Consider the following 21,114-nt stretch of genomic DNA (forward strand, 5'->3'; position numbering starts at 1 on the left):
TGCACTCCTTACTGGGCCAGAAAATCTTGCGCAAAACGCTGTAAAACCCCACCGGCGTTATACACATGCACTTCATCAGCCGTGTCAAGGCGGCAGATGACCGGAACCAAGAACTGCTCACCATTTTTACGAGTCACACGCAGCGTGAGATCTACGCCGGGTTGAATATCCCCTTCAACATCAAAAAGTTCACTACCCTCAATGCCCAAGGTTAAACGGTTGGTTCCCTGCTTGAATTGCAAAGGTAACACACCCATACCCACCAAATTGGTTCGATGAATTCGCTCAAAACCTTCGGCAACAATGGCTTCAACCCCCGCCAGACGTACCCCTTTTGCCGCCCAATCACGAGAAGAACCTTGCCCATAATCCGCTCCGGCAATGATGATCAAAGGCTGTTTACGCTGCATATAAGTTTCAATGGCTTCCCACATTCGCATCACTTGACCTTCTGGCTCAAGCCGAGTGAGCGAACCTTGTACCACTTGTTCATTTTCCTTCACCATTTCATTCAATAGTTTTGGGTTGGCAAACGTCGCTCGCTGAGCGGTTAAGTGGTCGCCACGATGGGTCGCATAAGAGTTAAAATCTTCTTCAGGGACTCCCATTTGAGTGAGATATTCCCCCGCAGCACTGGTGGCGAGAATGGCATTAGAAGGGGAAAGATGATCAGTAGTAATGTTGTCACCTAAAACCGCCAGTGGCCGCATGGTTTTGAGAGATCGTTCTCCCGCGAGAGCGCCTTCCCAATAAGGAGGTCGGCGAATGTACGTACTCATTGGCCGCCAGTCATACAGTGGGCTTATGTGATGTTCCGTGTCATCCAATTTAAACATCTGGATATACACTTGGTTAAATTGCTCAGGCTTAACACAACTTTCCACAACCGTATCGATTTCTTCATCACTTGGCCAAATATCTTGCAAATAGATGGGATTGCCCTTGTTATCGAAACCCAATGCATCACGCTCAATATCAAACCGAATGGATCCTGCCAGCGCATAAGCAACCACCAGCGGAGGTGAAGCAAGAAACGCCTGTTTCGCATAAGGATGAATACGACCATCAAAATTGCGATTGCCTGACAACACCGCAGTAGCATAAAGATCGCGCTCTATAATTTCTTGTTGAATGTTGGGATCAAGCGCGCCACTCATGCCATTACAAGTGGTACACGCATAAGCAACGATGCCAAACCCCAGCTTTTCCAGCTCCGGCAATAAATTAGCTTCTTCTAAATAAAGCTTGGCCACTTTTGAACCGGGGGCAAACGAACTTTTTACCCAAGGCTTACGCACCAGCCCCAGTTGGTTGGCTTTTTTTGCCAGAAGACCAGCGGCAACCACATTGCGAGGGTTACTGGTATTCGTACAAGAGGTGATCGCAGCAATAATGACGGCACCGTCTGGCAGCTTCCCCTCCTCTTGCGGTAAGCCATGCTCAGCGATACCACGTTCGACCAACTGTGAGGTCGGTAAACGACGATGTGGGTTAGAAGGGCCAGCCATATTACGCTCAACATGAGAAAGGTTAAATTCTAGAACTCGCTCATACTTCGCACTAGCCAGATCGTCCGCCCATAATCCGGTCTGCTTCGCGTATTGTTCTACCAATGCAACCTGTTCAGTCTCACGCCCCGTTAATTGCAAATAGCGGATTGTTTGCTCATCAATATAGAACATGCCCGCACTGGCACCATATTCCGGCGTCATATTGGAAATTGTGGCGCGATCACCGACAGTTAACTCTCTGGCCCCTTCCCCAAAAAACTCGAGGTAACTCGAAACGACTTGCTCATGGCGCAAAAATTCAGTGAGTGCCAACACAATATCCGTCGCCGTGATTCCCGCAGGGCGTTTACCGGTTAACTTCACACCAATAATCTCGGGCAAGCGCATCATAGAAGGGCGACCGAGCATGACGGTTTCAGCCTCTAGCCCACCGACACCAATAGCAATCACTCCTAAGGCATCCACATGCGGTGTATGGCTATCGGTACCCACACAAGTATCTGGATAAGCAACGCCCTTTTTGAGTTGAATCACTGGCGACATTTTTTCTAGATTAATCTGGTGCATAATGCCATTACCAGCGGGAATGACGTTGACATTCTTAAAGGCCGTTTTACACCATTCTATAAAGTGGAAACGGTCTTCATTACGACGCTCTTCAATGGCTCGGTTTTTCTCAAAAGCGTCGACCTCAAATCCAGCATGTTCGACCGCAAGCGAATGATCTACGATCAGTTGCGTTTCCACTACAGGATTCACTTTGGCAGGATCGCCGCCTTGCTCTGCAATCGCGTCCCGTAGTCCGGCTAAATCCACCAGAGCGGTTTGTCCCAAAATATCATGGCACACCACCCTAGCCGGATACCATGGAAAATCAAGGTCACGCTTACGCTCGATCAATTGCTTGAGTGAATCAATCAAGGTTTGTGGGTTACAACAACGCACCAAGTTTTCAGCAAGAACACGAGATGTATAAGGGAGCGTTTCATAAGCACCGGGAGTAATGGCATTAACGGCTTCACGGGCATCAAAATATTCAATTTGAGTGTCGGGCAGTGTTTTTCTATATTGATTGTTCATCATCGTTCTTCCCCAAAATTATCAAAGACGGGTTAGCAATAACCCGTCACTCCCGTAAACTAACCACGTTGTTCAATGGGCACCCATTGCTGGTGTTCGGGCCCGATATAATCGGCGCTCGGGCGAATAATGCGGTTGTTATTACGTTGTTCATAGAGGTGTGCCGCCCATCCGGTTAAACGGCTCATAACAAAAATAGGCGTAAATAATTTGGTTGGGATCCCCATAAAATGGTAAGCCGAAGCATGGAAAAAATCGGCATTACAGAACAGACCCTTCTCCCGCTGCATCACCGCTTCCACCCGTTCCGACACCGCATAAAGATGCGTATCGCCAACGTGTTCAGATAATGCTTTCGACCAGCGTTTAATCAACGCATTACGCGGGTCACTTTCTCGGTAAATCGCATGGCCAAAGCCCATGATCTTCTCTTTGTTTTCCAACATTTGTAGGATCTCTTGCTCCGCTTCATCTGGCGTTGACCACGGCTCAATCATCGCCATAGCAGCTTCATTCGCCCCACCGTGGAGTGGGCCTCGTAAGGTCCCAATCGCTCCAGTAATACAAGAGTGCAAATCCGATAACGTTGAGGCGCAAACACGAGCTGAAAAAGTCGAAGCATTAAACTCATGCTCAGCGTATAAGATCAGTGAGCAGTGCATGACTTGTTTGAATAAGTCACAGGGGGCCTCATCGGTCAGCATCTTTAAGAAATAACCACCGAGGGAATCTTCGCTCGTATCTTCAGTATCAATACGCACCCCATCATGACTGAATCGATACCAATAGCAGATAATGGCAGGGAACAGCGCCAGTAGTCGCTCTGTTGCTGACAATTGCTGAGAGAAATCTTGCTCAGTCTCTAAATTGCCTAACATAGAGCATCCAGTGCGCATCACATCCATGGGATGTGCTTGAGGCGGAATTTTTTCCAAAACGTCTTTTAACGCTTGGGGTAAACCTCGTAGACTGATCAGTCGTGTTTTATATTGATCCAGCTCTGTTTGCGTGGGTAAGTGTCCCACCAGCAGCAAATGGGCAACTTCTTCGAATTGAGCATAATTGGCTAGATCTGTGATGTCATAACCACGATAAGTTAAGCCTGTTCCAGTCTTTCCAACCGTACATAGTGCGGTGCTTCCAGCGCTTTGGCCACGCAGGCCCGCGCCACCTAATGAAGTAGAAGGCATGTTGAACTCCTTTTCTTGCTGCACTTCGGATTCTTTGATGAATCAGCTTCTTCGGGCTTAGCGTTTTGCTCGATAGTGCAGCGGTTTCACGTTATTGGATTAAGTAATTGAATAGTGAATTTTTTTAGATATTCCCACTTAGCGATTATTTTCTGAAAACAGTTGATCGAGTTTGTCTTCATAACAGTGATAATTGAGGTACTCATACAACTCACTACGAGTTTGCATCATCTCAAGTAAGGCTTCTTGATTGCCATGTTCTAACACATGACGATAGACCATCTCGGCCGCTTTGTTCATGGCTCGAAACGCACTAAGTGGGTACAACACCATGTCCACATTCACCTTGGCAAGTTGCTCAGTGCTGTAAAGCGGTGTCTGACCAAACTCGGTAATATTGGCTAAAATGGGGACACGCTTCCCAGTTGCAGCGTGAAGTGTAATGGAGAACTGTTCGTACTGTTTTAATTCCGTCATCGCTTCAGGGAAAATCATATCTGCTCCAGCTTGTACATACGCTATCGCCCGCTCAATGGCACTGTCCATCCCTTCCACTGCCAGAGCATCCGTACGTGCCATAATGACAAACTCTGGGTTATCACGCGCATCAACGGCAGCTTTGATTCGATCCACCATTTCTTGGATACTCACAATGGCTTTATTAGGACGATGACCACAGCGTTTTTGAGCCACCTGATCTTCCATATGAACGGCAGCAGCCCCAGCTTTTTCTATCGTTTTAATGGTTCGAGCAATGTTGAAAGCTCCGCCAAAGCCAGTATCAATGTCTACCAGCAACGGTAAATCGCAGGCATTGGTAATTCTCTCAACATCAATCAGCACATCATTAAGAGTGGTAATACCAAGATCGGGTAAACCATAAGATGCATTAGCAATTCCCCCACCCGAGAGATAAATCGCTTGGTGACCCAATTTTTTTGCCATCATGGCGCAGTATGGATTGACCGTGCCAACAATTTGCAAAGGGTGATGGGACTGAATAGCGAGCCTGAATTTAGCTCCTGGACTTAAACTCATAGGATTCTCCTTAATTTTAGGCTTCATGATCTATCTGTTGTTCAATCAAACGACGACTGTAGGCAATGTGTCTACGCATCAGCATTTCGGCTAACTCTTCATCACGATTACGAATCGCCTGCAAGATAAATTTGTGTTCTTCTAATGCTTCCACCGGGCGAGAATGTGAGCGAGGCGATTGATATCGATACATTCGTAACAAATGGTAAAGCTCATCACATAGCAGCGCGATCAACTGATTATTGCGACTGGCTTTAATAATCCGATAATGAAAATCAAAATCGCCTTGTTGATGAAAATAAGAAGCACCATCCACCTGATTAATATGTTCAGAATGTGTCGACAATAGAGTGTCTAAACTCGCTAACTCAATTTCAGTAATATGCCGAGCCGCTAAACGAGCCGCCATGCCCTCCAATGCTTCGCGAACCGCATAAAGGTCAAGCAGCTTCTCTCGAGAAAGTTGAATAACTCGAGCGCCAACATGAGGAATCCGTTCAATAAGCCCCAACCCTTCTAGCCGCATCAGAGCTTCACGTAATGGGCCTCGGCTAACCTGAAAATGCTTTGCTAACTCGGGCTCAGAGATTTTACTGCCCGGCACCATCTCGCCCGCCACAATCGCTTCAATCAGAAATTCAGTAAGGCTTTCTGACTTGGTGTACTCTTTGTCACAAGTTTGACGTTTCGTTAATTCACGATTCATTTTTACTTATCTTCTTTTGGATGGGTAATCGTTCCAACAATATTCATTACCGACTACCAACATAGCACTAACATAATCGATCAAATTGTCGACAATCAAGCTAATTGTCGACAATTTAGACTAAGGTCGTATGAGTGCCTTTTCATTTCATGAAATGAGATAATATGCATCATAAGAAAAACTTTATATTTCAATTACAGTGACTCATTCTCTTTCGTTATCAATATCTCTACAGACGAACCACATCAACATATTGTCAACAATCTTATTTATTTCAGCATTTTCATGGCGCAATTCTCCTTCTATGTATGACAAACCCTCAAAAAATTATTGGCATATGCCAATAATTAGCGCACAATGCTGACTATATTATTGGATGAAGGAAGTGAACCATGATTTATGCAATTCCCTGTCGAGATAATCAACTGAGTAATCATTTTTCTAAAGCACCCGCATTTTTACTGATCGATTCAGACAATCAGCAGCGTCAACTCATTCATATTCCAGAAACTTTAGATGAGGGGGAAAAACATTGCGGGAAAAAGTCAGTGCGCCTTAACCTGTTGCAGCAACACCAAGTTCACGCCATTGTGGTCAAAAATATTGGTCAAGCTATGTTGTCAACGCTCTTTAAAAAAGGGATTAAGGTATTTTCTTATCCGCCACGCTGCCCATTGGATGCCTTAGATCTGAGCCAGCTTCAAGAAGTCACCGATATGAGTTATGCGCGCCCATCCCCGAATAAAGCATCGCATTCTTGCTGCTATGAAAAACCCGCCTGTACCTCGCCCGTTTCAACAACTAAACTGAATCCAAGAACGTTAGATAAATTACAGCGTATTTTTAATATTCATCGATAGATGAGAGCGAAGTTATGATTTACTTAATCACTGTGGGATTTTTTTTATTAATGATAGTTTTGATGAGCCTTGGCGTCATGGCTCGTCGTAAACCGATTCAAGGAAGTTGTGGTGGGCTGTCTAACGTTGGGGTTGATAAAGTGTGTAACTGCAAAACAACGTGTGCGGGACACCAAACCACCCTATACCAGATTCAAGAACCACAAGAAAAATCGAAAGAGGAATAACCAGCGACTCAGCGTGAAGAATCAGACCTCACGCTGAAGTCTCAGGGGAATTAGCGTAATCGATTTAAGACAACGTTTTGATCCAACTCATGATGCCATTCGGTATAGTCAAGCCCTTTATCAAAAATAAACTCAGTCACCAGTTGTTTAACGCAAGCGGTCAGCTCTTCGGCTCGCCAAGGCTTATCAAAATAACGATTAATACCCGCCGTATTAATGGCATTGATGGTATCGCTATGCGTAGCTTGCCCTGTTAGCAATACTTTCTTAGTACCAATAAAACGAGGATCTTGGTTAATTTCACTGAGCAACTCTACTCCCGTTTTCCCGGGCATCACATGGTCAGAAACCACTAAAGCAATATATTCTCCTTGTGCATCTAGCTCATCCATCAATTCCAGCACTTCATCGGCTGATTCACAATCTTCAATTTGTAACCAATGGGCCAATGGCTGTAAATCTTGCAATACTGCACTTAGCACTTCCCTTTGGTCATCAACACAAATGATATTAAGCTTCTCCATATCCATCCTCGACTGGTAATTTGATCCTAAAAATCGTTTTCTCATCATTGCTCTTAACGGCAATGCTTCCCCCATAACTGGTCGCTATCCGTTTAACAATGGCTAACCCTAAGCCAAGGCCAAACGACAACCCATCTTTTTTGGTGGTAAAACTCGGTTGGAAAATTTTCCGCCTAGTGGCTTCATTGATCTCCGGACCGTTGTTGGCAATCGTGATAAGAATCCGTTGTTTGTTGTAACGTGTATGAATATCAATTTCAGGGTGTTGGGTCTGAGCCATTGCATCACACGCATTTTTAATGATGTTGACCCAAACCTGTACCCATTCTGTCTGTGAACCTTTCAAAATAGGTAGAGCACCAGGGCGCATCCGAACCGACACTCGACGTAGATCACTTTGCAGTAAAGCCAATGCCCGATTTAACGTTTCATTAAGATCCAATTCTTCATCTAAATGAATGTCACTGCGTCCTAGTTGTTTTACGGATTTGACAATGCCAACCACATGCTTGGATGCAAGACGCAAATCATGGAGATCTCGTCCCATTTGCCAGTAGCGAATCGCCAAATGAGGGTTATTAAGCCAGTGCTTAGAGAGTGTTTCTTCTGGTACCGCTCGAGCAAGTTCTCTTGCAACATTAGAAGCCAGCTGATAACGACGAGCAAATTGAGCCCCTCTTGTTCGGGCCTCACTCGATGATACTTTTTGACCGTACAGTAAGCCAAAATCAAAAAACTGGCTGGCCTCTGGATGAACTTCTTGTAGTAAATCAATAAACAAAGACTCTAAACGCTCCGTCTTACTGCTCACTACCCCAATGGCATTATTCAGTTCATGAGAAATACCTGCAGCTAATTGGCCTAATGTGGACATTTGTTCAGCCATATGTAACCGTTCTAATGCTTTTTCTTTGGCAACGGCTTCTTGCATCGCTCGCCGCTGACGACGAGAAAGCTCTGCAACAATGACCGGCATAAACTGAGAGCTCAACGATCCAAATAGGGCTTCATCAACCGCAGGAGTCTGCCTATCGATCCACCCCAATTCAACATCAGTCTGAGCAACCACCGTTGAAGAGGCGATCCAGTGTCCCGAAAAGAAACTGTGTACACCAATAAAAGCCCCCGCTGAGGCTGAAAAAACCGTGATAGGTTTGCCATCCTTCTCACAAAATTGTCCAAGTAGCTCTCCCGCCTTTACATAATAAAGGCGGTCATTATAGCCATTTTGTTGAAGTACAATCGAACCACTTGGCAACGTCACTCTACGCTGTTCGCTGTCAAAATATCGTTCAACTAAAGCTTGCACTTGTGGATTCATACACCCTACCTATTGCGCCTACATTTAGCCAATATGGCCGACCACATGCAGTAACCAAATCATGACAAAGCTCATCAGCACACCAATGACACCTAGGATAACGCCGACACGTGCCATTTGATTACTTTGCACATTGCCCGTGGCATGAGCCAACGCGTTCGGTGGCGTACTGATCGGCAGTGACATCCCAAGTGAAGCAGCAAAAGTGACCACAAGGATCAACGTGACTTCGCCCCCTAATGGAGCTAATGACGTCATTGATGCCCCCAACGCAGCCATAATTGGCATCAATAAGTTGGCAGTTGCTGTGTGCGACATAAAGTTCGCCATAAGCAAGCATAAGAATGCCGCCCCCAAAAGAACAATATAAGGAGAATATTGATCAAATGGGATGCTGTGTACCATTAGGTGAGCAAGCCCGGTTTTATCCAATGCAAGACCTAATGCGATACCACCAGAGACCAACCACAGCACATCCCATGAAATTTTCTTCAAATCTTCTTTATTGATAATGCCCGTAACGGAAAAAACAGCAACGGGAATTAAAGCAACCGTGTAAGAGTTCATACCATGGACGGACCCCATTAACCACAACAGTATGGTCGCCGCAAAGGTAATATAAACCACAATGGCTTTTGGCGTTTTCAGAAACTTCCCTTTAATGCTGAGTTCAATCGTTTTTTGCTCAGCACGATATAAAAAGCCAATTAATAGCCAAGCTAACGCCATCAAGATAATGACGAATGGAACCCCAAAAGCCATCCACTCACCAAAGGTGATCAAGTTATCACCGACCAGATACTTCAATGCAATCGCATTGGGAGGTGTTCCGATGGGCGTTCCAATACCACCAATATTGGCAGCAACAGGGATACACAGTGCAAATGCGACTCGGCCGGGATCTTTTGGACCAAAAACAGCAATCACCGGGGTCAGTATTGAAAGCATCATTGCCGTTGTAGCGGTATTGGACATGAACATTGAAAACACGCCTGTTATCAACATGAGGCCCAACATTACAAATTTAGGATCTTGCCCAAAAGGCTTTAGTAACACACGCGCTAAGTTAACATCTAAGCGATACTTCGTTGCAGCCATGGCAAGGAAGAAGCCCCCTAAAAAGAGCATAATAATCGGGCTGGCAAAGGTTGCCATAATGTCACTATGACGGAGTAAACCTCCAAATTCTGGGAGTTCTTGCTGTGTTCTAAATAGCCATAGCCCTTTATCCGACAACATGAGTATCTCTAACACAATAATCACGACTGATGTAGCGTAAATAGGAATAGGTTCAAACACCCATAACAGTGCAGCTAATAAGAAAATAGCGATCACCCGTTGCTGAATAATGGTTAATCCTTCAAAGGGAAAAGCAGACAAAGGTAACCATAATATAAGTAACGGAATGGCTATAGGGATAATAAATTTGAGATAAGGACGTATCATATTCACTCTTCCTGAGAACATTTATGCAAAGATCCGCTCATGATGGCCTGAATTATTTTCCAACTGCCTCATCATTCTTGGATATGCCCTAGACCTAAAAATCATTTATGTTTTTAGGGCATACGTCTGATTATGCCGAAGGAAAAAAGAAATACTTAGGCTTAGATCAACGAATATCTATAACTTTCAATAAGTAGTAAAAACCTGAGCAAAAAACACGGTGATCTCTCATATTACTTCGAAAGGTATTGACTCCCCTCTAGTGAGAAAATCAATTCATGATTTCTATTGATACGACGAAACCCTTGCCCCCCAATCTTGTTGCCATTTTTTCAGCGAATCATCAACAAATTGTGATCACCATTGCCATTTATTTAAATTCAGGCAGAATGAATTTTTAGCTATGTTTGACTCAGCTTTTAGACTCAACTCTATGGAGAAAGCATAAAAAGCAGAGAGTCAGTTCGAATTCCAGCAGAAAACAGAGATAACCTGATTCTGTTTCCCCTCGCTGATAACCTAATGACTTCAAATCAAAGAGTACTATGACCCAAAAATCGCCGATACTCATTGCGGTCGGTTGCCTTCTGGTCGCCATGATGGCTATCCAGTCTGGCTCTTCGCTCGCTAAACAGCTTTTTCCCATTGTTGGCCCGGGAGGAACGGTCGCACTTCGAATTAGCCTCGCAGCACTGATTCTACTGATCGTATTTCGTCCTTGGCGAATCTCGCTCAGTCTCTCACAGTGGCGTTCCATGATTATCTATGGCACAAGCTTAGGTGGAATGCAGATCCTGTTTTATTTTGCGATTGAACGTATCCCATTAGGGATCGGGGTTGCGCTTGAATTCTCAGGCCCATTACTTCTTGCGCTCTTTTCTTCAAAACGGAAACTCGATATCGTTTGGGTTGCTTTTGCGATTTGCGGCATGTTGCTACTGTTACCAGATATGACGGGTGTGGATGCTCTAGATCCTGTCGGTGTATTACTGGCACTCAGTGCTGGCTGTTGCTGGGCTGGATATATATGGTTTGGTCAACGGGCTGGCAGTGTTGGTTCAGGTGGAATGACGGTCGCCATTGGAATGTCGGTGGCGGCAATCATTATTTTTCCTATTGGTGCAATGACTGCAGAATCAAGTATTTTTACATGGTCCGTTTTGCCCATGGCATTGACGATTGCACTGCTCTCCAGTGCACTTCCATACAGCCTAGAAATGTTGGCCTTAAACCGCCTTTCCACTCAACATTTTAGTGTCATGATGAGTTTAGAGCCCGCCATCGCGGCGATCGCAGGTTTTTTGATTCTAGAAGAACAGCTGGCTTTTTCACAATGGCTAGCCATTTGTATGATCATCAGCGCTTCAATGGGCAGCACCTTAAGTGCGCAGCGGAAAAAAGACGTCACGGTAGAGTAAAGGGTTACACATGTCTATTCACACAAAGCCGGATTTTATTTCCGGCTTTGTGCAAGCAACCCTATACTCTTACCCCCAGTTTCACAGATCCCTCTGTTTGAAACCAAAGCGCTTCGCTCCGACGGCGCCCCAATAAAATCGGCCCATCATCGTAAAACAAAAAGTTTTTCCAGTGCCGTTTAAACACAGCCCATTTTGTTTCAATAACATTGTATTTTTCATAGCAAAAATAGACTGTGACATCATCTTGCCAATCAATATGCGTTAAAATCGCTTGTGGTAGTTCAGCTTCATCACTTTCCCATTCTGCCATCCAATCCACCAGTTCTGTCCAACTGCCTGCTTTACTTGGCCAATCTTGAGAACTAAATCGATCCGCATCTGGGCTTTGAGCACTGATATTTTCTTTCCAAAACTGCGCAGAACGCATGGGCGTCATAGGCTTAATCTGTGCCAGTTCTAGCTCTGGTATCGGCATTGACTGATGAGTAAAAATCCATTTTCTTGGGTATTGTTCCAAAGGCAAATACGACATGAAATGTCCTTCGACGTTAATCCACCCTACATTGGGTTGGAGAGAGTAAATAAAGCGTTATTTTGGTAAATTGGCTTGCCAATTTGGGTTTATTAATGAGGTGAGTATATGGTCTTGCCACTGCCCATCAATCAGTAAGTAATCTTTTGCCAGTCCTTCGAGCACAAAGCCTAACCGCTCTAATACCGCAGCACTACGGGTATTATGAGGCATGTAAGCCGCCATAATGCGGTGCATATTTTGCTGTTCAAATAAGTACTGACATGCCAAGCTCAACGCTCTTGTCATAATATAACGACCTTGTGCATTTTCGGCTAATGAGTAACCAACATGACACGCATGAAAAGGAAATCTCGTCAAGTTACTAAATGAAATTGTCCCCAACATAGCTTGGCTTTTTGCATCAATAATGAGCAGGTAGTAGCCTAGAGCCAGCTTATGCAGCTCATCAAGCTTAAGCAATTTTTGCTGCCATCCCGTCACTTGAAAAAAGCCCGCTTCTCGTTTGGGCTCCCAAGGCTTAAGATAGTCACGATTAGCGGTAAAGTATTGGACAATCATCAACGCATCCTCTCGCTTTGCCGTTCGGACAATGATTTCGCCATCGGTTTGGTAAACAGAGTACAATGATGTGTCCATCAACGTTTCCTTATCCCATAATCACGCAATTTATTGGCAATTGACGTATGTGACACATTCAGTCTTTTAGCCAACTTACGGCTGGAAGGAAAAGATTGGTATAATTTGTCAAGAATTTGCGATTCATACTCTTTCATAATTTCATCTAGAGAACCATCAAGGTTTACACTTGTCAGGCTGGATGCTCCCGCTTCCAGTGGCGGCAGATGGAAATACTCGACACGTAAAAGTTTATCTGGCATTTCAGTTAAAGCACGTAAAACCATATTATCCAACTGGCGCATATTACCCGGCCAAGGATAATGCATGAGTTGTTCAAGCAAATCTTCCGCTAATTGGGGCTTAGCCATGGCTAATTTGTGTGTGTGTTTCGCAATAAACAGTTCCAACAATGGCTGAATATCACTTGGACGTTCTCGCAAGGGAGGAATACGAACGGTAAGTACATTCAAACGATAAAATAAGTCTTCACGAAAGCGGCCCGATTCTGCGAGATCTGCGAGATGATGCCGTGTTGATGCGATGACTCGAACATCCACATGCATTTCATGCTCTTCACCCACTCGGCGGAAAGTACCATCTTGTAAAAAACGCAGCAGTTTGATTTGCAGATGAGGACTCATTTCACCGATTTCATCAAGAAAAACGGTTCCCCCATTTGCCTGCTCAAAAATGCCTTTGTGTCCTTGCTGATGATTAAACGAACCGGGTGCATGACCAAATAACTCGGTTTCAGCGACATCATCCGGCATAGAAGCACAACTCAGCACTAAAAAAGGCGAATTAGAACGATGGGAACGATGATGACAAGCCCGCGCTAACATCTCTTTTCCTGTCCCCGTTTCTCCCTCTAACAAGAGCGGTTGATCTAACATGGCCAGTTTTTTAGCATGATTCATTAATGATTTATGACGGTTAGATACCCCAACAAAGTGCTCAAAACCTAAGTTGTTATGAACGGGAATGTAAGTCTCTTGCTGAAAAGATGCCAATTGTGCACGTAAAATCATCATGCAACTGGCAAGCGTAGATTGCAGAGATTCGTCACGAATGTAAACGGGCATTAGTTCCATTCGATAGTCCAGACCTTCAATCACAACCTCTTCTCGAATCCGAGCTTTACTGCCTTCTACCCAACGTGAAAAATTAAACGACGGTAATAACTGAGTGATTTGCCGACCAATGACTTCATCACTATTTTTGTTAAATAGGGCCAGTGCACTGTGATTCGCCATATCAACCGCCCCTTTTAAATCAATAGCCAGTACAGCATCCGGAAGGTTGTTAAGCAGTGAGATAAGCTCCGTATTATGCCTTTCCATTGGCATAAACTGGATTTTACGGACATCTTTTACCCCAGAAATACGGCGAATTTCTGCCATAAGTTCACTGAAAGTATCAAAATCAATATCGGGGCAGTTGAGGTAAATAATCCCTACGACATCAATTTCGATGCCTCGAAGATCGATGTTTTTCGAGGCGAGAATATCAAGCAGCTCTCGGGTTAACCCAAGTCTGTCTTCACAAAAGACTTCAAGGCGCACTGAATTGTATCCTAGTCAGAAAGTGTCACGAAAAGTTGACACTAGTGTCTATCATGGCATAAAACGCGTCAAGCGATTCTCCGCAAAATTCCCCAAGAATCATACGCAAAACCCATTCCCGGTTACTTCGACACCAAAGCTGTTATTTTGGCGACGATCTGCTTACGTATTTCACGTAACTTCACGGCGCGTTCCGGCTGCCAAGGTAAAGGTCGAAGTAAAGCCATCGCCTTTAATCCTAGCCGTGCAGTAAGTAACCCCACCCCCAGCCCTTGCCCAGCCCGAGCGGAAATTTTTTTAGTTAAATCCATTGAAAGTAGGTCCATACTTGCATCAATAGCGACTTCGGTGGCTCCGGCTAAAGCCATATTGACCAATACCGCTTTAAACAGCTGTAAACGTGACCAATACCCCAATTCAACCCCATACATTTTTGCTAATTGATCAATCATTTTAAAGTTACGCCACGCAACAAACAGCATATCGACCAATGCCAATGGGCTGACGGCAACCAAAACCGCGGCTTCTGTCGCATGACGCGAGACAATTTGAGTTGCCTTTTTATCTTGCTCGCTGACCACCATCGCATCATACAATTCTATGATATCAGCATCACTATGGCTGTCATTGACACTATTTAGCCAGCGCTGATAAACCTCACTCTGCTGATTAATAAGTGCGCGTTGAGCTAAACTTTCACAAAATGTGATGCCTTGGCCCACCGCATCCTGCACAATCAAGTTTTCAGCCTGCTCTTGTACTGAGAAATGCTGGCGAAGCTTACGTAATTTCCACAATTCTCGACTCATACTGCCAATTCCCAGCCCCGCTACCCCAGCAAGAAAACTACTCCAAGCCAGAGCAAGCCAGTCGCCAGCTTGAACCGCCGACAGAATAGAATCAATGGCTTGCCAGCCAATCAACCCTGAAAACAGAACTAACAGCGCAACCATTCCCCTTTTTTTTCTTTTAGTAGGACGGATAATTTGCTCAAGTTTAGCTTCAGCCTCTCCTTCGTCTTCTACTGCGGTGGCTTCTGGTACAAACCGTGCTTGCTCCGTAAAGGCAATTTTTCTCGTCAGGGTTTCCGTCACTTCAGCCTGTTTTAACGGCTGGTCAAAGATTTGCTTACTTTTTAGATCACTCATTTCAGCTTATCTCCTAATAACGTTTCTAACGCTTTATCCATTCGAATATGCTGGCAAGGCTGATCAACACTGCTAGGCATAGGGCGAAATGCCACAAAATCAAATGGATGTTGTGACCAATAATCTGGATTGGGCAATTTTTTAGGAACGTCTCCTGGAAAAAGGGTAATACTTTCTCCCGTCAAACTGGTTCCCTGAATCGCTGATATAGGGTTCTGTGCCGTGTCAATGTATCCAGACTGAGTCGCTCTGACCGAAGCTAAGCTCATGCAACTCATTGCAATATTTTCATAAGCTGCGTGCTGCCATGCTGGATGAATCATCTGCTGTAATAACGAAACCATATTGGGATGTTGATCTGGCGTGACGTGATCCGCCTTGGTTGCAGCAAACACAATTTTATCTATTTTGGGGGCAAACAAACGGTTGAGTAAGCCATTTCGTCCATAACGAAAACTGTGCATAATTTGTTCAATCGCGCCTCTCATATCCATAAAAGCATCATAGCCCAAATTCAAAGGCGATAAGCAGTCTACCAAGACAATTTGCCGATCAAAGGTAGAGAAATGATGCTTATAAAATGCCTTCACCACTTTATGTTGATACTCTTGATAGCGAGTATTGAGCAACTCTAACATCGAACGTTTCGCCATTTTTCCATCTTTCTCTATCCCTAAGCATGGAAAAAATTGTAACACCGGAGCCCCCGCTAACTCTCCCGGTAAAACAAAACGCCCAGGCTGTACCCAATGTAACCCTTGTTGCTTACATTGATGAAGATAATCGGTATATAACGAAGCAATATGCGCTAAGGTTTTTTCATCCGCTTCTTGATTCAGATCTAAGGTGCTGAGTTCACGTAACCAGGGTTTCGCTAACTCAGCCCGAATGCCGTGTAAGGCGTTCATCTGCAACTGAGACCAAGTAGCAAAATCCATATTTAAGAGAGGCAAATCTAATAACCATTCACCGGGATAGTCAACAATATCAAGGTATAGCGTGGCTGTACTTCCGAGCAGCCGTTTGCTACGTTTTTCAGGGCGGTACTTAATGGCTAAGCGTATTTCACTGACATCTCTCGTTGGTATTGGCCACATGGGGGGAGATTGATGCAATTGCTCCATTGCTTCATCGTAACTAAAGCGAGGAACCATTAGATTGCTTTGTGGAACACGTTTCGCACCAATAATACGTTTATCTCTCGCAGCAGAAAATAGAGGCAGTTGATCATGAGTGGAGGTATGTAACAGTTGGTTAACTAAAGAGCTAATAAATGCGGTTTTACCCGCTCGAGATAACCCCGTCACTGCCAGACGCACATGAGAGTCTAATCCTCGATGGATGAGATCACTGACTTCTTGACCAATGCGTTTCATGAATAACGCCACCTTTTAATGATGTTTGAATGAGAGAGAATAAAGACAAGTTAACTTAGAACAATGATCAAGCCCTCTAAGCCAACCATTGAGATGACGTAAAAGATAATACGTCAATGATGCTAAATCAAAGTAGATGAAGCCTCTGAATACAGTCAAAAGCTTCATCATTATACTCTTTGACTATCATGCTCAGAGTATACGCAGATCTATGCTTCAACCGCTCGAAGATGGAATCACACAGAACATAAGTCAGACTGCCTCAATCATCTTCAATTAATTTATAAATAACAAACAAACTAATCTGTAACAGAACGAATAATACACTCGAAATGATCACGTATTTGTTATCAAACAGACTGACTCCGTGAAGGATTAGGTCATACATTAGAAAGATGCCAATGATAATGGCAATCGCCATTTGCAAAATTCGTATAAAGCGTGGCATTTTCTTCTCCTGAGAATTCAATTAGTTGTTCTAGTATATACGCAATGCTGTTCAATACAAAAGGTGCAGCAAGCGCTGCACCTTTTACTTTTTTCAACCTGTAGACTAAATTGCTGAGGAATTACTCCGCCGCTTCAGCAATTTTTACTCGCCAAGTATCTGGACCAGTTTGATGTGCATTTGCACCCGTTGAGTCAACGGCCACGGTCACGGGCATATCTTCAACTTCAAATTCGTAAATCGCTTCCATTCCTAAATCTTCAAAAGCCACTACACGTGCTTTCTTAATCGCTTTCGCCACTAAGTAAGCCGCTCCACCGACAGCCATCAGATAAACGGCTTTATTTTTCTTGATTGACTCTACAGTTGCAGGGCCACGCTCAGCTTTCCCGATCATGCCCATCACCCCAACTTCTTCCAGCATCATATCGGTAAATTTATCCATGCGGGTAGAGGTTGTTGGACCAGCAGGCCCCACCACTTCATCACCCACCGCGTCAACAGGGCCAACGTAGTAGATAAATTTCCCTTTCAAATCGACCCCTTCTGGCAAGCTTTCACCATTTTGTAGCATCGTTTGAATACGTTTATGTGCCGCATCTCGACCCGTCAAAATTTTACCAGAAAGCAGTACTGTTTCTCCGGTTCGCCATGTTTCTATCTCTTGTTGCGTAACGGTATCAAGGTTTACTCGACGGGTATTCTCCCCCGCTTCCCATGTAATTTGTGGCCAATCTTCCAACTTCGGTGGCGTTAACTCTGCTGGGCCAGAGCCATCTAGCGTAAAATGCACATGACGAGTCGCCGCGCAGTTAGGGATCAAACACACCGGCTTCGATGCTGCATGCGTCGGCGCAGTTTTGATTTTCACATCAACAACCGTTGTTAGGCCGCCCAACCCTTGTGCACCAATGCCAAGCTTATTCACTCGGTTAAAGATGTCTAACCGAAGCTCTTCTTCAGCATTTTGTGGGCCACGCTCAATTAGCTCTTGAATATCGATATGCTCCATCAAAGATTCTTTGGCTAAAACGGCCGCTTTTTCTGCCGTCCCACCTATCCCAATACCGAGCATTCCCGGTGGACACCAACCCGCGCCCATGGCTGGTAATGTTTTTTCTACCCATTCAGCAATATCATCTGATGGGTTGAGCATTGCCATTTTCGTTTTATTTTCACTACCGCCGCCTTTCGCTGCGATTTGAATATCAACCTTGTTACCCGGCACCATATTAATGTGCACAACGGCTGGTGTATTATCTTTGGTATTGATTCGCTTGCCCGCAGGATCCATCAATACAGATGCGCGCAATGGGTTATCTGGATTCGTATAAGCCTGACGAACCCCTTCATCGACCATTTGTTGTACAGTCATATCGGTCGCGTCCCATTGAACGTCCATACCAATATTAACAAAACAAGTCACAATCCCAGTATCTTGACAAATTGGACGGTGTCCTTCTGCGGACATGCGTGAGTTAATCAAAATTTGCGCAATCGCATCTTTTGCCGCTTGGCTTTCTTCACGGTGGTAGGCTTGTTCCAGTGCTTGAATAAAATCAAGGGGGTGGTAATAAGAAATGTACTGAAGAGCATCAGCAACACTGCTGATCACATCTTGCTTGCGTATAACCGTCATTGCATGCCTCGTTATCATTATGCTTCCATGGGCTGACGCTTAAATGATGGGTTCGAGCGCCAGTAATGCCTGAAGGCGAAAAACGACTGAATTGAACACATTCATCAAGTAGCAGCTTTATTTTGGAGTTTTATACTCTCACAACCTCAAGAGATGAGCTTACTCTGCCAACTGCTTGAGGTTACTCCTTTATATGATACTCTTGCTTTCCTCAACACGCTATGCAGTGAAGCGTCCCTTTGTCACAAATTACACAAATGAATAGCAACGAAAAAAAAACCGTACAAATTCAGTCACTCAGCTATCAAAAGGACCTTGCTCATCAAATCTTTTCTAAGATAGAGCATCTCCCTTGGGCCATGTTATTACGCTCTCCATCAGAACAACACCCCGATAGCCGATTTGATATCTTGGTCGCCAACCCGATTGTGACCTTAACCACCCTCGCCGATAAAACAGAAATTTGCACCCCACAATCAGTGACAGTGTCACAAAAAGATCCTTTTGAGTTACTGGCACAATTACAAGCGACCTACCTGCCCAATTTGACAACTCAAGACGATCTCCCTTTCATTGGTGGAGCGGTGGGTTATTTTAGTTACGATCTTGGACGACGTGTTGAACAATTGCCCACTATCGCAGAACATGACTTACCCATGCCTGAGATGGCTATCGGCCTTTATGAATGGGCGATTGTGCTTGATCATCACCAACAAATGGCTTACTGGGTGGGAGACAACCTACCCCAAGCTCAAGCTTGGTTACATGCCCAAACCCAGCCAGAAATCCACCCCTTTAAGCTTACGGCGCCTTGGCAATCCAATATGTCTGCCCAGCAATACCAACAAAAGTTTAGTCAAGTACAAACCTATTTACTGTCCGGTGATTGCTACCAAATCAATCTTGCACAGCGTTTTCAAGCCAGTTACCAAGGCAGTGAGTGGCTGGCTTACCAAAAATTAGAGCAAGTCAATCAGGCTCCATTTTCTGCGTTTATACGCCTTAAGCAAGGCACGATTCTCAGCGTTTCACCTGAACGATTTTTATTGGTCGACCAAGGCGAGATTGAAACAAAACCCATTAAGGGAACACGACCTCGTAGTGATGACCCACAACAAGATACGAGTAATGCGAGAGAACTAGCTAGTGCAGAGAAAGATCAAGCAGAAAATTTAATGATTGTCGATCTACTGCGAAATGATATTGGTCGGGTCGCACAACCAGGCAGTGTTCATGTACCCACGTTATTCGCTATTGAGAGCTTTCCTGCCGTCCATCACTTGGTAAGTACGATTCGAGCCAAATTGGATACACACTATCAAAATACCGATTTACTGCGAGCAAGCTTTCCCGGTGGCTCCATTACAGGGGCCCCTAAAGTACGAGCAATGGAAATCATTGAAGAATTAGAGCCGCACCGTCGAAGCGCTTATTGTGGCTCGATTGGCTATATCAGCCGCCATGGACGTATGGATACCAGTATTACTATCCGCACCTTGATAGCCCACCAGCAGCAGTTGTATGCTTGGGCGGGAGGTGGCATCGTTGCAGACAGTCAATGTGAGGCTGAATATCAGGAAACATTAGATAAACTCAGCCGCATCCTCCCGATCCTTGAGCAATAAGACCGGAATAATAGAGAACCCCATGGAAATCATTACGCTTAATAAAAACCAACTAATGCAAAGTTTTCTTTTGACAATGCCGCCGGAGTATCATGCTCAGTCACTCCATCGAGTCTCTCATTTATCACCAGATGCATTGCGAAAAGCTTCTGTCTTAGTTGGATTTGTTGAGCGTGAAAATGGACTTAATATTATCTTAACGAAACGAGCCGCTCACCTAAAACATCACCCAGGGCAGATCAGCTTTCCCGGAGGAAAATATGAAGAAAGTGATGGCTCGCTTTATCAAACAGCAAAACGTGAAGCACAAGAAGAAATTGGTGTTTCAGATAGTGAGATAGAGATTTTAGGCCAATTACCAGAGCTGCTCACTGTCAGTCATTTTGCGGTAACCCCTGTTGTTGCATTTATTGATGCCAATTATAAAACCTGCATCGATCGCAATGAAGTAGAGGAAGTTTTTGAGATCCCAGCAAATTATTTACTGGATCAGCGCAAACTCTACAGCAGCACTTTTCAGATACAAAATCGCCCACATAGAGTGTTTGCAATACCATATAAACATCATTTTATATGGGGTATGACCGCTCAAATTCTCCAAGCCCTTCAAAAACACATAAATCTGTCTCTCTAGCCAAGTTTATCGCTCATCACTCACCGACTTTGAGATGATCACGATGTCATTTCAACCAAAAAGCAAACGTTTGCCATGAGAAATTCTCACCCAAACCGCCATTCAAATAACTTTATCTAATCCGTACGTTAACATTTTTTACATGTGGCACAGTTTTTCCGTGATCAGGGGTCGGTTTTTGACATATCATCCAAGCACACAGGTA

19 protein-coding genes are annotated in these 21,114 nt (G+C 44.5%); 5 read left to right on the top strand and 14 right to left on the bottom strand.

Translation table 11 applies throughout. The annotated features are described in order from the left end of the window. Nucleotides 1-8: 8 nt before the first annotated feature. The 4 genes from acnD to EXA13_RS05875 all read right to left on the bottom strand — a co-directional run bounded on the left by acnD (nt 9) and on the right by EXA13_RS05875 (nt 5,525). Entirely contained in the window at nt 9-2,591 is a 2,583-nt protein-coding gene (gene acnD, locus EXA13_RS05860; RefSeq protein ID WP_238132448.1) for a Fe/S-dependent 2-methylisocitrate dehydratase AcnD, read from the bottom strand. Between the two features lie 59 nt (nt 2,592-2,650). Continuing rightward, complete coding sequence (prpC, locus tag EXA13_RS05865) at nt 2,651-3,781, bottom strand: bifunctional 2-methylcitrate synthase/citrate synthase (RefSeq protein ID WP_238132345.1); 1,131 nt, start codon at nt 3,779-3,781, stop codon at nt 2,651-2,653. Nucleotides 3,782-3,919: 138 nt separating this feature from the next. Next, the gene (prpB, locus tag EXA13_RS05870; protein WP_238132346.1) at nt 3,920-4,819 is read right to left on the bottom strand and encodes a methylisocitrate lyase; all 900 of its coding nucleotides are present in this window, start codon (nt 4,817-4,819) and stop codon (nt 3,920-3,922) included. 16 nt (nt 4,820-4,835) lie between these two features. Further along, on the bottom strand, nt 4,836-5,525 hold the full coding sequence (locus tag EXA13_RS05875) for a GntR family transcriptional regulator (protein WP_238132347.1): 690 nt from the start codon (nt 5,523-5,525) through the stop codon (nt 4,836-4,838). A 392-nt stretch (nt 5,526-5,917) separates the two neighbouring features. On the opposite strand from EXA13_RS05875, the gene EXA13_RS05880 reads away from it, so the two are divergent. Then, a complete protein-coding gene (locus EXA13_RS05880) occupies nt 5,918-6,385 on the top strand; it encodes a NifB/NifX family molybdenum-iron cluster-binding protein (RefSeq protein WP_238132348.1) in 468 nt (155 codons plus the stop codon). Between the two features lie 14 nt (nt 6,386-6,399). Then, entirely contained in the window at nt 6,400-6,612 is a 213-nt protein-coding gene (gene nqrM / locus EXA13_RS05885) for a (Na+)-NQR maturation NqrM (RefSeq protein WP_238132349.1), read from the top strand. A gap of 50 nt (nt 6,613-6,662) precedes the next feature. Here the strand turns inward: nqrM and EXA13_RS05890 are convergent, their stop codons facing one another. The 3 genes from EXA13_RS05890 to EXA13_RS05900 are packed head-to-tail and all read right to left on the bottom strand — an operon-like array spanning nt 6,663 to nt 9,900. Beyond that, nucleotides 6,663-7,136, bottom strand: a complete 474-nt coding sequence (locus tag EXA13_RS05890; protein ID WP_238132350.1) for a response regulator — start codon at nt 7,134-7,136, stop codon at nt 6,663-6,665. Then, a complete protein-coding gene (locus EXA13_RS05895) occupies nt 7,123-8,457 on the bottom strand; it encodes an ATP-binding protein (RefSeq protein ID WP_238132351.1) in 1,335 nt (444 codons plus the stop codon). The genes EXA13_RS05890 and EXA13_RS05895 overlap by 14 nt, the downstream gene beginning before the upstream one ends. Nucleotides 8,458-8,481: 24 nt before the next feature. Beyond that, nucleotides 8,482-9,900: an SLC13 family permease gene (locus EXA13_RS05900; protein WP_238132449.1), complete on the bottom strand. Its 1,419-nt coding sequence runs from the start codon at nt 9,898-9,900 to the stop codon at nt 8,482-8,484. 548 nt (nt 9,901-10,448) lie between these two features. Here EXA13_RS05900 and EXA13_RS05905 point away from each other — a divergent pair. Further along, nucleotides 10,449-11,321 (top strand): EamA family transporter, encoded by an 873-nt coding sequence (locus EXA13_RS05905; protein ID WP_238132352.1) that lies wholly within the window; start codon nt 10,449-10,451, stop codon nt 11,319-11,321. A 61-nt stretch (nt 11,322-11,382) separates the two neighbouring features. Here EXA13_RS05905 and EXA13_RS05910 read toward each other — a convergent pair whose 3' ends face one another. The 7 genes from EXA13_RS05910 to EXA13_RS05940 all read right to left on the bottom strand — a co-directional run bounded on the left by EXA13_RS05910 (nt 11,383) and on the right by EXA13_RS05940 (nt 18,650). Further along, nucleotides 11,383-11,856: a DUF2947 domain-containing protein gene (locus EXA13_RS05910; RefSeq protein WP_238132353.1), complete on the bottom strand. Its 474-nt coding sequence runs from the start codon at nt 11,854-11,856 to the stop codon at nt 11,383-11,385. A 57-nt stretch (nt 11,857-11,913) separates the two neighbouring features. Next, on the bottom strand, nt 11,914-12,495 hold the full coding sequence (gene rimJ / locus EXA13_RS05915) for a ribosomal protein S5-alanine N-acetyltransferase (protein WP_238132354.1): 582 nt from the start codon (nt 12,493-12,495) through the stop codon (nt 11,914-11,916). Beyond that, nucleotides 12,495-14,039, bottom strand: coding sequence for a transcriptional regulator TyrR (gene tyrR / locus EXA13_RS05920; protein WP_238132355.1), 1,545 nt, complete (start codon nt 14,037-14,039; stop codon nt 12,495-12,497). The genes rimJ and tyrR overlap by 1 nt, the downstream gene beginning before the upstream one ends. 122 nt (nt 14,040-14,161) lie before the next feature. Further along, nucleotides 14,162-15,187 (bottom strand): YcjF family protein, encoded by a 1,026-nt coding sequence (locus tag EXA13_RS05925; protein WP_238132356.1) that lies wholly within the window; start codon nt 15,185-15,187, stop codon nt 14,162-14,164. Then, nucleotides 15,184-16,563: a YcjX family protein gene (locus EXA13_RS05930; RefSeq protein ID WP_238132357.1), complete on the bottom strand. Its 1,380-nt coding sequence runs from the start codon at nt 16,561-16,563 to the stop codon at nt 15,184-15,186. Before EXA13_RS05930 ends, EXA13_RS05925 begins: the two co-directional genes overlap by 4 nt. Nucleotides 16,564-16,825: 262 nt before the next feature. Next, on the bottom strand, nt 16,826-17,011 hold the full coding sequence (locus EXA13_RS05935; RefSeq protein ID WP_238132358.1) for a hypothetical protein: 186 nt from the start codon (nt 17,009-17,011) through the stop codon (nt 16,826-16,828). A 121-nt stretch (nt 17,012-17,132) separates the two neighbouring features. Then, nucleotides 17,133-18,650 (bottom strand): fumarate hydratase, encoded by a 1,518-nt coding sequence (locus tag EXA13_RS05940; RefSeq protein ID WP_238132359.1) that lies wholly within the window; start codon nt 18,648-18,650, stop codon nt 17,133-17,135. Between the two features lie 257 nt (nt 18,651-18,907). On the opposite strand from EXA13_RS05940, the gene pabB reads away from it, so the two are divergent. Together pabB and EXA13_RS05950 are read left to right on the top strand one after the other, a co-directional pair. After that, nucleotides 18,908-20,275 (top strand): aminodeoxychorismate synthase component 1, encoded by a 1,368-nt coding sequence (pabB, locus tag EXA13_RS05945; RefSeq protein ID WP_238132360.1) that lies wholly within the window; start codon nt 18,908-18,910, stop codon nt 20,273-20,275. Between the two features lie 28 nt (nt 20,276-20,303). Continuing rightward, complete coding sequence (locus EXA13_RS05950) at nt 20,304-20,909, top strand: CoA pyrophosphatase (protein WP_238132450.1); 606 nt, start codon at nt 20,304-20,306, stop codon at nt 20,907-20,909. The last annotated feature ends 205 nt before the right edge of the window (nt 20,910-21,114 follow it).

The organism is Vibrio cincinnatiensis, assembly GCF_022113815.1.
GTDB classification, from domain to species: Bacteria; Pseudomonadota; Gammaproteobacteria; order Enterobacterales; family Vibrionaceae; genus Vibrio; species Vibrio cincinnatiensis_A.

What these genes read in the sequence shown, in the direction of transcription:
- acnD (WP_238132448.1), bottom strand. Translation starts at nt 2,591, where the DNA reads ATGAACAATCAATATAGAAAAACACTGCCCGACACTCAAATTGAATAT.
- prpC (WP_238132345.1), bottom strand. Translation starts at nt 3,781, where the DNA reads ATGCCTTCTACTTCATTAGGTGGCGCGGGCCTGCGTGGCCAAAGCGCT.
- prpB (WP_238132346.1), bottom strand. Translation starts at nt 4,819, where the DNA reads ATGAGTTTAAGTCCAGGAGCTAAATTCAGGCTCGCTATTCAGTCCCAT.
- EXA13_RS05875 (WP_238132347.1), bottom strand. Translation starts at nt 5,525, where the DNA reads ATGAATCGTGAATTAACGAAACGTCAAACTTGTGACAAAGAGTACACC.
- EXA13_RS05880 (WP_238132348.1), top strand. Translation starts at nt 5,918, where the DNA reads ATGATTTATGCAATTCCCTGTCGAGATAATCAACTGAGTAATCATTTT.
- nqrM (WP_238132349.1), top strand. Translation starts at nt 6,400, where the DNA reads ATGATTTACTTAATCACTGTGGGATTTTTTTTATTAATGATAGTTTTG.
- EXA13_RS05890 (WP_238132350.1), bottom strand. Translation starts at nt 7,136, where the DNA reads ATGGAGAAGCTTAATATCATTTGTGTTGATGACCAAAGGGAAGTGCTA.
- EXA13_RS05895 (WP_238132351.1), bottom strand. Translation starts at nt 8,457, where the DNA reads ATGAATCCACAAGTGCAAGCTTTAGTTGAACGATATTTTGACAGCGAA.
- EXA13_RS05905 (WP_238132352.1), top strand. Translation starts at nt 10,449, where the DNA reads ATGACCCAAAAATCGCCGATACTCATTGCGGTCGGTTGCCTTCTGGTC.
- EXA13_RS05910 (WP_238132353.1), bottom strand. Translation starts at nt 11,856, where the DNA reads ATGTCGTATTTGCCTTTGGAACAATACCCAAGAAAATGGATTTTTACT.
- rimJ (WP_238132354.1), bottom strand. Translation starts at nt 12,495, where the DNA reads ATGGACACATCATTGTACTCTGTTTACCAAACCGATGGCGAAATCATT.
- EXA13_RS05925 (WP_238132356.1), bottom strand. Translation starts at nt 15,187, where the DNA reads ATGAGTGATCTAAAAAGTAAGCAAATCTTTGACCAGCCGTTAAAACAG.
- EXA13_RS05930 (WP_238132357.1), bottom strand. Translation starts at nt 16,563, where the DNA reads ATGAAACGCATTGGTCAAGAAGTCAGTGATCTCATCCATCGAGGATTA.
- EXA13_RS05935 (WP_238132358.1), bottom strand. Translation starts at nt 17,011, where the DNA reads ATGCCACGCTTTATACGAATTTTGCAAATGGCGATTGCCATTATCATT.
- EXA13_RS05940 (WP_238132359.1), bottom strand. Translation starts at nt 18,650, where the DNA reads ATGACGGTTATACGCAAGCAAGATGTGATCAGCAGTGTTGCTGATGCT.
- pabB (WP_238132360.1), top strand. Translation starts at nt 18,908, where the DNA reads ATGAATAGCAACGAAAAAAAAACCGTACAAATTCAGTCACTCAGCTAT.